General features: G+C 70.7%; 13 protein-coding genes and 2 pseudogenes. 7 read left to right on the top strand and 8 right to left on the bottom strand.

The features are described from left to right. The 4 genes from ACSNOB_RS17070 to ACSNOB_RS17055 form a co-directional block, all read left to right on the top strand. On the top strand, positions 1-1,876 hold a 1,876-nt coding region (locus tag ACSNOB_RS17070; RefSeq protein ID WP_436687540.1), incomplete at its 5' end, for an SDR family NAD(P)-dependent oxidoreductase. Further along, entirely contained in the window at positions 1,869-3,221 is a 1,353-nt protein-coding gene (locus ACSNOB_RS17065; protein ID WP_436687539.1) for an acyltransferase domain-containing protein, read from the top strand. The genes ACSNOB_RS17070 and ACSNOB_RS17065, both read left to right, overlap by 8 nt. Beyond that, positions 3,218-3,517 carry a hypothetical protein gene (locus ACSNOB_RS17060; protein ID WP_436687538.1) on the top strand — a complete coding sequence of 100 codons (300 nt, stop codon included), beginning with the start codon at positions 3,218-3,220 and terminating at the stop codon, positions 3,515-3,517. The genes ACSNOB_RS17065 and ACSNOB_RS17060 overlap by 4 nt, the downstream gene beginning before the upstream one ends. A 23-nt stretch (positions 3,518-3,540) precedes the next feature. Then, positions 3,541-4,341: an SDR family NAD(P)-dependent oxidoreductase gene (locus ACSNOB_RS17055; protein ID WP_436687537.1), complete on the top strand. Its 801-nt coding sequence runs from the start codon at positions 3,541-3,543 to the stop codon at positions 4,339-4,341. A 167-nt stretch (positions 4,342-4,508) separates the two neighbouring features. On the opposite strand, the gene ACSNOB_RS17050 is transcribed toward ACSNOB_RS17055, so the two are convergent. Together ACSNOB_RS17050 and ACSNOB_RS17045 are read right to left on the bottom strand one after the other, a co-directional pair. Beyond that, the gene (locus tag ACSNOB_RS17050; protein ID WP_393111591.1) at positions 4,509-5,153 is read right to left on the bottom strand and encodes an ATP-dependent Clp protease proteolytic subunit; all 645 of its coding nucleotides are present in this window, start codon (positions 5,151-5,153) and stop codon (positions 4,509-4,511) included. Between the two features lie 419 nt (positions 5,154-5,572). Beyond that, positions 5,573-6,238, bottom strand: coding sequence for an NPCBM/NEW2 domain-containing protein (locus tag ACSNOB_RS17045; protein WP_436687536.1), 666 nt, complete (start codon positions 6,236-6,238; stop codon positions 5,573-5,575). Between the two features lie 220 nt (positions 6,239-6,458). Between ACSNOB_RS17045 and ACSNOB_RS17040 the strand changes: the two genes are divergently transcribed. Beyond that, entirely contained in the window at positions 6,459-6,971 is a 513-nt protein-coding gene (locus ACSNOB_RS17040; RefSeq protein WP_436687535.1) for an HAD domain-containing protein, read from the top strand. A 104-nt stretch (positions 6,972-7,075) separates the two neighbouring features. Here the strand turns inward: ACSNOB_RS17040 and ACSNOB_RS17035 are convergent, their stop codons facing one another. From ACSNOB_RS17035 to ACSNOB_RS17025, 3 genes are all read right to left on the bottom strand, one after another. Then, positions 7,076-7,636 (bottom strand): kinase, encoded by a 561-nt coding sequence (locus ACSNOB_RS17035; RefSeq protein WP_436687534.1) that lies wholly within the window; start codon positions 7,634-7,636, stop codon positions 7,076-7,078. Between the two features lie 250 nt (positions 7,637-7,886). Further along, positions 7,887-8,123, bottom strand: coding sequence for a hypothetical protein (locus tag ACSNOB_RS17030; RefSeq protein ID WP_436687533.1), 237 nt, complete (start codon positions 8,121-8,123; stop codon positions 7,887-7,889). Positions 8,124-8,237: 114 nt separating this feature from the next. After that, positions 8,238-8,849, bottom strand: coding sequence for a GNAT family N-acetyltransferase (locus ACSNOB_RS17025; protein ID WP_436687532.1), 612 nt, complete (start codon positions 8,847-8,849; stop codon positions 8,238-8,240). A 653-nt stretch (positions 8,850-9,502) separates the two neighbouring features. On the opposite strand from ACSNOB_RS17025, the gene ACSNOB_RS17020 reads away from it, so the two are divergent. Together ACSNOB_RS17020 and ACSNOB_RS17015 are read left to right on the top strand one after the other, a co-directional pair. Beyond that, positions 9,503-9,895, top strand: coding sequence for a hypothetical protein (locus ACSNOB_RS17020; RefSeq protein WP_436687531.1), 393 nt, complete (start codon positions 9,503-9,505; stop codon positions 9,893-9,895). 131 nt (positions 9,896-10,026) lie between these two features. Further along, positions 10,027-10,160, top strand: a pseudogene (locus ACSNOB_RS17015) (transposase); the annotation flags it as partial. A gap of 349 nt (positions 10,161-10,509) precedes the next feature. Here the strand turns inward: ACSNOB_RS17015 and ACSNOB_RS17010 are convergent. The 3 genes and pseudogenes from ACSNOB_RS17010 to ACSNOB_RS17000 form a co-directional block, all read right to left on the bottom strand. After that, positions 10,510-10,620: pseudogene (locus tag ACSNOB_RS17010) on the bottom strand (IS5/IS1182 family transposase); the annotation flags it as partial. Positions 10,621-10,766: 146 nt separating this feature from the next. Further along, entirely contained in the window at positions 10,767-11,930 is a 1,164-nt protein-coding gene (locus tag ACSNOB_RS17005) for an outer membrane protein assembly factor BamB family protein (RefSeq protein WP_436687530.1), read from the bottom strand. Positions 11,931-12,228: 298 nt separating this feature from the next. Beyond that, positions 12,229-12,828: a hypothetical protein gene (locus tag ACSNOB_RS17000; protein ID WP_436687529.1), complete on the bottom strand. Its 600-nt coding sequence runs from the start codon at positions 12,826-12,828 to the stop codon at positions 12,229-12,231. Between the last annotated feature and the right edge of the window lie 42 nt (positions 12,829-12,870).

Here is a 12,870-nt window from a genome sequence, read left to right as displayed (position 1 = left end):
CACCCGCCCCGCCCCCGTCCAGGCGTCCGACACCGGCCCGACCACCGTCCTCGGGCTCGCCGTCGACCTGCTGAGCGAGCGGACGGGCTATCCCGCGCAGATGCTCGCCCCCACCATCGACCTGGAGGCCGACCTCGGCATCGACTCGATCAAGCGGACGGAGCTGGCCGAGACGCTGCTGCGCCGGCTGGCGGTGCCGCGACCGGAGACGCGCCTGTCCGCCCTCGTCGGCGCCCGCACGATCGCCGACCTGGTGGCGCAGCTTCCCCCGCTCGACCCCGCGTCGGCCGAAGCGACCCCGGCCGCCGCCGGCGTCCCGGCACCCGCCCCCACCACGACGACCACACAGGCCACGAAGGACACCCGCCCGGCCGCGCCGGACACCGCGACCTCCGGCGGGCCGGCCCCGGGCCGGGCGCCCGACCGGTACGTTCCCGCCCTGCGAGCGCTGCCCGCGCCGACCCGGCCCGCCGCCGACCTCTCCGGGCGGGTCGCCGTCGTCCTCGGCGGCGCACCCGAGCTGGCGGAGGCGCTGCGCCGCCGGTTGACCCGCTCCGGGGTCGACACGGTCGACGCCGCGACCGCGCCGCAGGACCTCGACCTGGCGATCCTGCTGCCGGTGACGGACGCCGCCGGCGAGCCGGCCCTGCCGGCGGCGTACGACCGGCTCCGCGTGCTGCTGACCGCCGGCGTGCCGGACGTCACCGTGGTCACCACCATGGGCGGTCGCTTCGCGCCCGTCGACTCGGAGACGGCCCCGGCCGGCCAGCACGCCGCGCTGGCCGGGATCGGCTTCGCCGGACTGGTCCGCACCGTGGCCCACGAGTACCCGGAGACCCGGGTCCGCCTGCTGGACGTGGACCCCCAGGGCGGCGCGGAGGCGGTCGCCGACCGGATCGTCGACGAGGTGGCCGGCGGGACGCCCCGGGGGGTCGTCGGTCTGCCCGGCGGGTCCCGGGTGACCCGCCGGTACGTCCGGCAGGACCTCCCCACCGGCTCCGGCGCGCTCGACCTGGACTCCGACTCGGTGGTGCTGGTCACCGGCGGCGGGCGGGGCATCACGGCTCGGACGGCGGTCGCGCTCGCCGAACGGTACGGCTGCCACCTGGAGATCGTCGGTCGCACCGCCCCGCCCGAGTCGGCCGAGGACGCCACCACGGCCGGCCTGACGGACCCGGTCGACCTGCGCCGTGCCCTGCTCGCGGCCGGCGCGGGCACACCAGCCGAGGTGGAACGCCGGCTGCGCGCCCTGCTCGCCGGGCGCGAGCTGCGCGCCGTCCTCGACCGGCTCGAGGCGCACGCCGCCTCCGTGCGGTACCACCGGTTCGACATCCGCGACGACGCCCGCCTGGCCGCCACGGTCGACGAGGTCTACCGCCGGCACGGCCGGATCGACGTCGTCGTGCACGGCGCCGGGGCGGTCGACGACCGGCTCATCCGCGACAAGGACCAGGCATCCTTCTCCGCCGTCTACGACGCCAAGGTGCGCAGCGCCCGGGTCCTGCTGGACGCGCTGAAGCCGGACCTGCGGCTACTGCTCTTCTTCTCCAGCGTCTCCGGCGCGTTCGGCAACCGGGGACAGGCCGACTACGCGGCGGCGAACGACGCGCTGGACACGCTCGCGCTGGCCGCCGCCGACCGCTTCACCGGGCGCACCCTCGCGGTCGCCTGGGGCCCGTGGGCCGCCGCCGGCGGTGGCATGGTCTCGGCCGAACTGGAGCGGGAGTACGCGCGCCGCGGCATCGAGGTGATCGACCCCGAGGCGGGCGTCGAGGCGCTGATCCGCGAGATCGTCGACGGCCCGCGCGACGTTCACCAGGTGCTGTACGTGGCCGGCGACCCGGCCCCGTTCCGGCCCGCCGAGTTCGATGACTGAGCCGGCCCGGTCGCCGTACCCCCGCCCGTCGGGACCGGCCGTCCTGCGCCTCGCCGCGTCCTCCCCGGCGGGGCTCGCGGACCGGCTCCGGGCGGTGGCCCGGGGCGGACCGCACCCCGCGGAGCCGGAGGACCCGGACCTGCCGTGCCGGCTGGCGCTGCTGACGCCGACCCCGGACCGGCTCGCCCTCTCCCAGGAACTCGTGCTGCGGGAACGGTCCTGGGACGGCCCGGCCGACCTCTGGTACACCACCGAGCCGGTGCTGCGGCCGGGCCGTCCGGGCCGGGTGGCGTTCCTCTTCCCGGGCCTGTCCGCGCACGACCGGCCGCCGCTCGACGACGTGGCCGGGGCGTTCGGCCTGCCCGGCTACCAGCCGGACCGCACCGGGACGGTGGGCGGCCGGACCTGGGACCTGCTGCACACCGGGCGGCTGCTCGACGGCGCGCTGCGGCGGATGGGCATCCACCCCGACCTCGTCGCCGGGCACAGCGCCGGGGAGTGGAGCGCCCTGTTCGCGGCCGGCAGGTGGGCGGCGGAGGCATTCGACGACTTCGCCCGGGGGATGGGGCCGGACGCCTACCAGTTGCCCGACGTGGCGTTCGCGGTGGTGGGCTGCCCGGTCACCGAGGCGAGACGGCTCATCGACGGGGTGGCCGACGTGGTCATCTCCCACGACAACAGCCCCCGGCAGACAGTGCTCTGCGGCACCGACGCGGCGATCCACACCGCGTTCGCCCGGATCGCCGACCCGGCGGTGCCCCGGACGGTGCTGCCCTTCCGGTCCGGGTTCCACAGCCCGATGCTCGCGCCCTACCTCGACCCGGTGGCCGCCATCCTGCGGGCCGTCCCGTTGCGGGCCGCGACGGTACCGGTCTGGTCGGCGACCACAGTGGACCGCTATCCCGACGACGAGCCGGCGTTCAGCCGGCTCCTGGTCCGGCACCTGGTCTCGCCGGTCCGCTTCCGGGAGCTGGTGCAGCGCCTCCACGACGAGGGCACCCGGGTCTTCGTGCAGGTCGGCCACGGCAGCCTCGCCGCCTTCGTCCGCGACACGCTGCACGGTCAGCGGCACGTCGTCGTCAGCGCCTCGAAGGGACGCCCCGACGGGCTGGCGGCGCTGGCCCGGCTCGCCGCGGCGCTGTGGGTACAGGGGCTGCGGCCGGACTTCGCCGCGCTGCCCGGCGCCGACGGCGCCGTCCACCCCGACGGCCCGCCGGCCCCGGGAGGCCCCGACGACGCGGTGCTCGCCGCGTTCCAGGCCGTCCTCGACGAGGTGGCCCACGCCAGCCGCGAGGTGCTCGGCGGCTGGCAGCGGCGGGGCCGGAATGACAAGGTACGACCATGACCGAACGAGAGCTTCCCGCGCTGACCCGCGCCGAGCAGGAACTCGTGGACCGCTACCTGCGCATCGTCGACCTGGTCGCCCGCCTCAACCCGGCCCGGGACAGCGGCCACTTCGACGTACGGGGATGCGTGCTGGCCGCGCAGGCGCTGGTGGCGGAGGCCAAGGCGATCGGCGTGACGGCGGAGACCATGCTCGAACGCGGCGAGGACGAACTGCACGTCGCGACGCTGGCCCGGGCGATGCGCGCCCTGGACGGCGAGCGCCGCATCGCCCGGCTGCGGCTGCCCCCGAACTGAACTTCGCACACAGGGAGGGCAGGTTGCACGGGAGTGGGCAGCGGCTGGCCGTCATCACCGGCGCGGCCAGCGGGATCGGCGCGGCGGTGGCGCGGCGGCTGGTCGACGACGGATGGCGCGTGATCGGCTGGGACCGTCGCGGCTGCGACGCGGACGGGGTGACCGGGCGCCAGGTCGACGTACGCGACTACGAGCAGGTGGCCGCCGCGGCGGCGGAGGTCGACCGGGCGGATCTGCTGGTCAACAGCGCCGGCATCGGCGGGCGCGGGTTCGCCGCCGAGCTGGCCCCGGCGGCGTGGGAGCGGGTCATCGGGGTGAACCTGACCGGGACGTACTACTGCTGCCGGGCGATGTTCCCCGCCCTGCGACGGGCCGGTGGGCTGGTCGTCAACATCGCCTCCGTGGCGGCGCACCTGGCGATGGTGGAGGGGGCCGCGTACTGCTCCTCGAAGGCCGGTGTCGCGATGCTGACCGACGTGCTCGGGGTGGAGTGGGCCGCGCAGAACATCCGGGTCATCGCGGTCAGCCCGGGTTACGTGCGGACGCCGCTGGTGATGGACGGCATCCACCGCAATCTCCTCGACGAGGAGACCATCGTGCGGGGCACCCCGCAGCGCCGCCTGGCGGAGCCCGCCGAGGTGGCGGAGCTGATCCGGGCACTGGCCGCGGACGAGCTGCGCTACCTGACCGCCACGACCGTGCGCTTCGACGGCGGGTGGACCGCGAGCGGTGGCTACCAGCCGCACCTCGCGGGCGACCTGGCACGGGCGGTGGACGACCCGGCGCCCGCCCCGGACAAGGCCGGACTGGCGGCACGGGACTGACCCCGGGCGCGCCAGGTCGACCGGACCCGGCCCGGGCGGGCCCGGGCGGACGGGCCTGGCCGGGCGAGCCTGGCCGGGTGAGCCTGGCCGGGCAAGCCTGGCCGGGTGAGCCTGGCCGGCGCCGGGGTCGACGGGCCGGTGGGCGCCGTCGACCCCGGCGGGTCAGCTCAGTTCCCCACCTTCACCGCGCTCTTCTTCCGACTGCGCAGGATGGTGTCGACCAGCCCGTAGGCGACCGCGTCGTCGGCGGTGAGGATCTTGTTCCGCTCGATGTCGCGGGAGACCTCCTCCTGGGGCCGGCCGGAGTACTGGGCCAGCATCTCTTCCATCTGGGTCCGCATCCGCATGATCTCCCGGGCCTGGATCTCCAGGTCGGTGCCCTGGCCCTGGACGCCCTCGATCGCGGGCTGGTGGATCAGGATCCGCGAGTGCGGCAGCGCCATCCGCTTGCCCGGGGTCCCCGCCGCCAGCAGGATCGCGGCCGAGGACGCCGCCTGGCCCAGGCAGACGGTCTGCACGTCCGGACGGACGTAGCGCATGGTGTCGTTGATCGCCGTCATCGCGGTGAACGAGCCGCCCGGCGAGTTGATGTACATGGTGATGTCCCGCTCGGGGTCCGTCGCCTCCAGCGTGATGAGCTGCGCCATCACGTCGTTGGCGGCGGCGTCGTCGACCGGCGTGCCGAGGAAGATGATCCGGTCCTCGAACATCTTGCTGTACGGGTTGGTCTCCTTCATGCCGTACGACGTCCGCTCGGCGAAGGACGGCAGGACGTACCGGGCGTCCACGGACAGATTCGGCTTGCGGATCATGTTCGGCCTCTCTCCCTCGGAAATTGCTCCCCCGGCAATTCACCCGTCGGCCGGGCGACGCAGCGGAGATGATCCCTTGTCGACCCTATCGGCTTCCCGAACGGAATGCCGCTCCCAGCTAGGGGTGATTACGCGGCAAGCAGAACGCCTCCACTGGGGACGCTGCGTCGCCCGAGGTGGCGCAACCCACGGCGGATCGGGGGGTCCGCCGTCCCGTCGCACGCCCGTCCCCGCGCGACGACGGCCGCGTCGGACCCGGACGCGGAGGGGCGCGGTCGCCGAAGCCCCACCACGCCAATTCGGCAGCGCGAACCGGTACGCATGCCGAATATGGGAATTCCACCGCGAGCCGAGGGTCGTTCCCGCCGGCCAGCTGATCGACAACGGTCAAAGGCAAGAATCGGCATTCGGCCCAGCGCTCACCGGTGCAGCCGCGGGGCGATCCAGGTGCCGATGCTGTCGCCGTGGCACTGGTCCACGCTGGTGGTGCTCACCTGGAGGGAAACCTGGGTCGCGGCACTGATGTCCACCTTGACCGGGCGGGTCTTCCCGAGGCCCACCGTCGTGGTGAAGACCTTCTTCCGGTCGACCAGCACGGTGAACCGCAGGGGCAGCGCTCCCGGCGAGTCGTCCGCGATCCCCACGGCCGCCTCGAGGAGCCGGTACTGCCGACTGACGACGAACGTGGCCGTGTAGTGGTCGTTCAACCAACACGGCGACGCGGTGAGCACGGTCTCGTGCCGCCTGCCGGCGACGGTACGCGGCTCCTGCTGCCAGCCCTCCCAGTCGTCCACCTCGGGCATCTCGACCAGGGAGCGCACCTCGGCCTCGACCGGCGCGGCGTTCGACGGGGCACTCGACGTGGGCGCCGCGGAGGAACCGGGTCCGGCGGTCGCCTGAGGGCCGACCACCTGGGACGGCACGACGGACGGGCTGCCCTGGACCTGCGGCGCGGCGCCACCGCCCCCGGTGTCGCGGACGAGTTCCAGCGCCACCGGGATGGCCGCCGCAACCACCGTGGCCACCGCGGCGATGACCGCACCGATGATCGCGGGATGGGAGGACCGACGCCGTGGGGTAGACACGGCTCGATTGTGACAGCCACCGCCCACCTCCCAGGTCCACCGCGACGGGTCCGCGACCGGCACGCGGCTTCCCCGTTTCCGCGGGACGCTCCCGCGATTCCGGCCCCAGAAGACACCCGGCCATGGTCGGCGCCTGGACTTCGCCGTCTTGGTTCAGCAAGCAGGCCGTACAGAGGTGCGCGAGCTTCCCGGTCACGGGCCGAGGGCTAGTCTCTGGGCCATGTCCGCCTCCGTGCAGCGTCCGTTGCTGTTCCTCGACGTGGACGGCACTCTCATCCCGTTCGGAACGTCTTCGGCGACACCGCCGGGCCTGCCCCGCAGCCAAACCCGTGAACAGGTTCAGCCGGACGACGCCCACCCGTTGCTGCACAGGGTCAAACCGGAACACGGCCGCCTGCTGTCCGCCCTGCCGTGCGACCTCGTGTGGGCGTCCACCTGGATGAGCGACGCTAACGACGTACTGGCTCCGCTGCTCGGACTGCCGGCCCTGCCGGTCGTGGACTGGCCCGACTCAGACGAGGACGGCGGCGCCCTGCACTGGAAGACCCGCGGGCTGGTCGAGTGGGCGCAGGCCCGTCCCTTCGTCTGGGTCGACGACGAGATCTCCCCTGCCGATCGCGTCTGGGTGTCCGCCCATCACCACGGCCCAGCCCTGCTCCACCGGGTCGACCCACGTCGCGGCCTGACCGCCCGCGACCTCGCTGTCGTCAGGGACTGGCTCGCGCAGGCGTAACGGCACGAGCCTGACCGGCCATCGCTGCCTTGTGCGCCTTGGCCTCGGCACAGCAGACGATCACGCCGGACCCGCCAGCGCGCGTCGCCGGGCTGCCGGCGCGGTTACGGCACGATCGGGAAGGCGTCGTCGTCGCGTCCGGTCTGCGGTAGCCCGGCCGCTGCGGCAATCCCCTTCACGGCCTGCTCCAGCGTGGTGGATTCCGAAAGGACGAGTTCGTCGGGCCAGCCGAGGACGTCGTGGGCGGCGTACCAGCCGCTCATGTGGTCGGCGGTGAACTCGCCGGCCTGTGGGCGCGTGAGGTGCCGGCGGAGGGTCTCGGGCAGGGACACGTCGAGGTAGACGAACAGCGACCGCCCCCGATGGCCGTCGCGGAGGCCTGTCAGCATGCCCCGGTTGCGGCTGGTGTGCATGATGCCCTCCAGCACCACGTGGTAGCCGTGGTCGAGCGCGAACCGGACGGTCTGTGCGATCAGCGCCGGCGCCGCACCGCCCGGCTCGTCCCGCTCGCGCAACAGGATGCGGCGCAGGTAGTCCTGCTCGACCAGAGCGTAGCCCCGGCCATGCCGACGCCGCAGGTCTCGCGCGATGCTGCTCTTGCCCGAGCCGGAGTTCCCCCGGATGCAGACGAGGATCGTATCGGGGCTGCCGGCCGTGGTGCGCATGTGTTCTCAACCTGTGTGGGCGCGGGGTGGGCACGCCACCGCGTACCCGATATCGGACCCGAAAGAGGCCGACAAGGCGGAGGAGCACCCGGCCGGAGCCTTTACTGCTGGTGCGCCGCCGGGGACTCGAACCCCGAACCCGCGGATCGGGAGTGCCCCTCTTGCCCAATCTGACTTGCCTCGGCCCTGCTCCGGCTGCTTGCCCTCTGGAGGCTCGGGACCGGCAGCAGAGCAAGCCTCCGTGCAGGATCTAGTTAGGCGACCGGATCGCGTCCCAGCCGGTGACGTCGCACTGGCCGTGCTCGTTGTTTCCGGCGGCGACAACTGTTCCGTCCGCACGTAGTCCGAGAGTGTGGGTGGATCCGGCCGCCACCGCGACGATCTCGCGCCAGTCGGCTACGTCGCACTGGCCGGAATCGTTGCTGCCCACGGCCACGACTCGGCCAGCCGCGGTGACTCCGACGGTGTGGTAACTCCCAGCCGCCACTGCCACAACGTCCCGCCAAGCACCGACGTCACAGGCGCCACGGTGCCATCGGCACACAGCCCCAACGAGTGTCGCCGTCCAGCGGCGATGACAGGACTACTCATGTGCACCGCATTACGCGCATGACCCCGGGTAGGTCCGGCCCGCTCCTGCGGCATAGGCGCTGATGGCGTCCGCATCCCAGGTGTACTCAATCTCGGGCAACTCGAACCCTGCGGGGAAGCGCACCATGCGGGCTGCTGTAGGGCGCCCGCCAGCCTTGGTGTAGAAGGCTATCGCTCGGGTGTTGTCGCGTAGCACTTCCAGATACACGGGTTGGCCAGGGTGGGTGGTAGCCGCCCAGGTGAAGGCGTGCCGTAGCAAGTAGCGTCCGATACCGCCGCCGGTGCGTGCCGGGTCGACGTGCAGGTTGTCGAGCAGGACCCGTCCGTCGGAGCCGGGGATGAGGTAGGCGAAGCCGAGTAGGTCGATGCCGTGCGCGGCGATCAGCAGGTGGCCGCCATCCGTGTCTCCGTCGCGCTGATTCGCGGGCGCCAGCCGGCTCTTCCACATGTCTGCCTGCTGGTCCCGTAGCGGGCCTTCCAAGTAGCTGGCCGGCATCAGTCCGGCACACGCCGCCTGCCAACTGTCGGTGTGCAGGCTTGCAACACGTAAGGTGTCCTGCCCGGTTCCGGTCCTGACCTCCATGATCTTTATGCTCTCATGCGGTGCCGCCATGCCGCCCATGTGAACGTCCGCACATCGGCTACTTGTCTCATTGACCTACGACCGCGGCCCGGCCATGACAGGACGTTGCCTCGGCGGCCACCCTGCCGCTCTCGGCGGCAGGGGTGACTTAAGGGGTCAGGGCCGGCCTCGACCGTCGGTTCGCCGGTCGAACGTCGCTCGCTGGCCGGCCACCCGTCCCAGATGGAGCCGGGTGCATCCGGCGTGGAATGTCGTACCGGCCTTCATGCCTGCGATCGAACGCCCACCTCCACGCGGAGTGCTCGAAGAATCCGGGCGACGCCGAGAAAGGGCTGGACCCGCCCGCCGTCACTCCGTCACATGTCGTCAACGGGAACGCCGACTCGACGACGGTCGCGGTCCCGGCCACCGGCCTCTGTTCGGGCATGGTGATCACGTCGCCAGCCGCCAGACTTCGCCACCGCTGTGGGCCCAGCGGAGCCAGGCGAACCACTGCTCTCCCGCCGGGCAGGCAGCCCGACGAAGAAGCTCGGGGACATCCACGGCATGGATCCTCCCGCGTGCTCCATCGGACGCCACGCCCGGAAGGGGCCAGAGCCAGAAGACGGCCATGGCAAACCCCACGGACGACCGCGTCTCGGCCAGCATCCCGGCTGCCGGCAACGCACACCGCCCCACCGGCTGGGTAGCCTGTGTCCACGATCACGGCGCCGCGTCCGTGGCTTACCGGAGCCGGCCCAGAGCAAGGAGGTGCCGACATTAAAAGAATGCACAAGTCGATGATCTTGGGGGTGGCCGTATGCATAGTTGCGCTTTTGCTCTTTTTCGTTTACAGACAGACGATAGGCGCAAAAGTAATTGGAACCGCCAGTGGGCCGGAATACGAATACATAACAATAGAGAACAAAACCTATGTGATTAATTTTGCGAACAACTACTCGAATGCAAATAAGGGGGACTTCCTGGGAATCGTTCGCGGCGATGACGTTACCTTCAGAATCTACTCCGTAGAAGGCGACGAAGGCGGTAATTACATATATAGGCTCTCAGGCTTCGACGGGGCTTTTTATCGTTTGAGAGAATGACCCACAGGGGCAGGCAGATCGCACCCCTTGCCCACTTAGAGCGTGTTTGAGGAGCTCTGACGTAGACGGTGTGGCGGCATAACAGCGGCTGCCGCGGCGGGCAGGGTGGCGCGGTGTCCGCGCGTCGCGGTTACCCCTCAGACCTGACTGATGCCAGTGGGCGCTGATCGAGCCGCTGTTGCCGGAGCCGAACACGGACGGCCGCCGGGAGAAGCACCCACGGCGGGAGATCGTCAACGCGATCCTGCACATGGTGCGCTCCGGCCGTCTGGTCGACTGGACCCGCGACACCCTGCGCACCACCCTCGAGATCGTCCGCAAGCCCGCCGACCAGCGCGGCTTCGCTGTCCACCCGCGCCGCTGGGTCGTGGAAACGCACCCTGGCCTGGCTCACCGCCTGCCGCCGGCTGGCTCGGGACTACGAGCGCCACCCCGAAGTTTCCGACGCCATCGTCCGCTGGGCCGCCATCGCCGGCATGACCCGCCGCCAACCCGCCCGCCGACAGCTCCGCCGCACCTTCACCTGGACCTGACCAACCCGATCTCAAACACGCTCTCAAATCGTATGAGCCAGATCCGCATTCTTCAGGTTCACGTACGACCCGCGACATGCGCGGTGTAAATCTGCGCGGCGAGCGGTTTTGGTGGCGGTGGGTGCGGATCAGCCCGGCGAGGTGGTTGAGCGTGCGGTTGGGAAGTGCGATCGAAGAGGGGTATGGCAGCAACGAGGCTCCCGGTGGGGGCGTCCACCTTGGTCGCTTGTCCTACCCGAGAGCCCACCTCGTGCAGATGTCGCGAACTGGTGTCGTGACGGGTGCCATCCTCGTGCCGTGAGCGGGTGTGGTCGAGCGGGTGCGACCACAGGTGATCGTCAGCCAAGGGCGATCACCGTGTTCCGTCTGCGGAGGTAAATTCCGTCATCGAAAAGGGTGAACTGGGGGGCTTGTTCTCGATACTCGTTGAACTCGTACTCCGCCCAGTCCGTTTCCTCGGCATCAGCGGTGGTAGTCCAGATCAGAGTCCCGGTGGTGGCGTCTATTGCGGTTAGCGCCCCGTCCTCCGTGGCAACGTGCAGAATTCCACCGGCGAGTACCGGGGTACCAGTAATCGGATGCTCGACGTGGTAAGAGAAGCGCCGCGATTCGGTGGCAGGATCGACGGCGTCGAGCCGCGTGCGGTCGTATTGGCAGTAGAGGAGATCTGCGCTGACGACAAGTGCGCCCGAAACCGCCTCGCCCTTACCTGCCCACGGGGGAGCCAGGCGCCAATGCTCGCGTCCGGTCCGCACCTCGTACGCGGCGAACTCGGACGTGGCTTCGTCGTGCCATCGACTGGTCGGGACCCACACCAAGGAACGGGCGACAGCGGCGTGGTAGGGGTCGATCGTTACCCACTCCTTCCCCCCGGGATAGCCGTGCGGACAAGGAGCATATTCCGAACCGATCTCCCATACGACGCGACCGGTTTTCTGATCGACTGCGGCAAGCCCGCCGTGGGAGTGGTTGCCCTCGAAGCCTCCCGTAACGAGTATTAACCCATCAGCGACTGCCGGCCGACCTTCGAGGAGACCGAAATCGGGGCTGCTGACGGCAGCCTCCCACCGGACCTCACGGGTATCGAGTTGGTAAGCACGGATACCGTCGATGCTTACGGTGACGAGTAGATCATCAACTATGAACGGACGTTCCATGGGATCGAGGGTCCACCGAAGCTTGCCGGTGGCGCGATCGATGGCGAAGCCCACTTCCTCGTACTCGACGATGACCAGCTCGTCTGAGACGGCGACCGGCGCTGCGGCGCCGATCGGGTCGTCCTCCTGCCAACGCCACCCCAGCAGGCCAGTTTCCGCGTCGACGGCGTAAACGGTTCCGCTCGCGTCGCTGAAGTAGGCGACGCCGTCGGCGATCGTCGGCGCCCATTCCACCGTGTCGTCGGCCACGAACCGCCACCGGATCGCCGGGTTCGCCGAGACACCAGGCCCAGGACACTCTCCGGTGTTGCCCGAATTGCCATACGGCACACTGATGGAACCCACCATGCCTCCCCGATCATCGACCGCGCCGATCTTAGAGCGTGTTTGAGATCGGGTTGGTCAGGTCCAGGTGAAGGTGCGGCGGAGCTGTCGGCGGGCGGGTTGGCGGCGGGTCGATCGCTCGTTACACAACGTGATGGGCAGCCCGTCGCCGCGAATGGCCAGGATCATCTGCACCGGCCTCAGGTGGACGATCTCTATAGGCCACGTCGACGTCGAACCCGGTAGCCTCCGGGGCGCCGCCACCCGCCCGCGATCAGGTCAACACCGAGACAGCCGAACCCGCCCGCGTCACCCTCCGTCACGCCTTGCGATCATCGCCAACGGGGAGCACCGACTCGACGATGGTTGCGGTCCCGACCACCGGCCTCTGTTCGTGCATGGTGATCACGTCGCCGGCCGCCAGACGTCGCCATCGTTGTGGACTCAGCGGAGCCAGGCGGACAACTGCTCTCCCGCCGGGCCGCAGATCCGGCTGTGCCTCGACCCACAGCCGCGCGACGTACAGGTCCGGCTCGCCCGCCGCCGTCACATCGCCGATGTCCCACAACGGACGGAGGCGCCCGTCGCCGGGAATGGGAGTCCGCCTGCCGCCGGCGACGTCCGGATCCACGAGCTGAAGGTCCACCCGCACCACTCCGTGGACGACCTCAGAGCGGCGCCAGTGGCACCACCGCTCGGTCCGGGACAGCCACATCATCCTGGCTGCCTCCGCGAGCAGATCCCAGTAAGCGGTTTCGGTGCGGTACGCGTCGCCCAGTTCCACGAGGATGTCCAACGCGACCTCCCACTCGTCGTGGTCGAGGTACTCGTTGACGTCGGCCACCGTCGTGCCGGCCGCACCCGTCGCGACCGCGGGCACGCGACAGGCAGCTCGACGAAGAAGCTCGGGGACATCCACGGCATGGATCTTCCCGCGCGATCCATTGGACGCCACGCCCCG

It is taken from the genome of Micromonospora sp. URMC 106, from assembly GCF_051386395.1.
Taxonomy (GTDB): domain Bacteria; phylum Actinomycetota; class Actinomycetes; order Mycobacteriales; family Micromonosporaceae; genus Micromonospora.
Note: the sequence above shows the minus strand (reverse complement) of the source record. Positions and strands in the feature narration are given on the sequence as shown.

What these genes read in the sequence shown, in the direction of transcription:
- ACSNOB_RS17060 (WP_436687538.1), top strand. Translation starts at nt 3,218, where the DNA reads ATGACCGAACGAGAGCTTCCCGCGCTGACCCGCGCCGAGCAGGAACTC.
- ACSNOB_RS17035 (WP_436687534.1), bottom strand. Translation starts at nt 7,636, where the DNA reads ATGCGCACCACGGCCGGCAGCCCCGATACGATCCTCGTCTGCATCCGG.
- ACSNOB_RS17025 (WP_436687532.1), bottom strand. Translation starts at nt 8,849, where the DNA reads ATGGGCGGCATGGCGGCACCGCATGAGAGCATAAAGATCATGGAGGTC.
- ACSNOB_RS17040 (WP_436687535.1), top strand. Translation starts at nt 6,459, where the DNA reads ATGTCCGCCTCCGTGCAGCGTCCGTTGCTGTTCCTCGACGTGGACGGC.
- ACSNOB_RS17065 (WP_436687539.1), top strand. Translation starts at nt 1,869, where the DNA reads ATGACTGAGCCGGCCCGGTCGCCGTACCCCCGCCCGTCGGGACCGGCC.
- ACSNOB_RS17050 (WP_393111591.1), bottom strand. Translation starts at nt 5,153, where the DNA reads ATGATCCGCAAGCCGAATCTGTCCGTGGACGCCCGGTACGTCCTGCCG.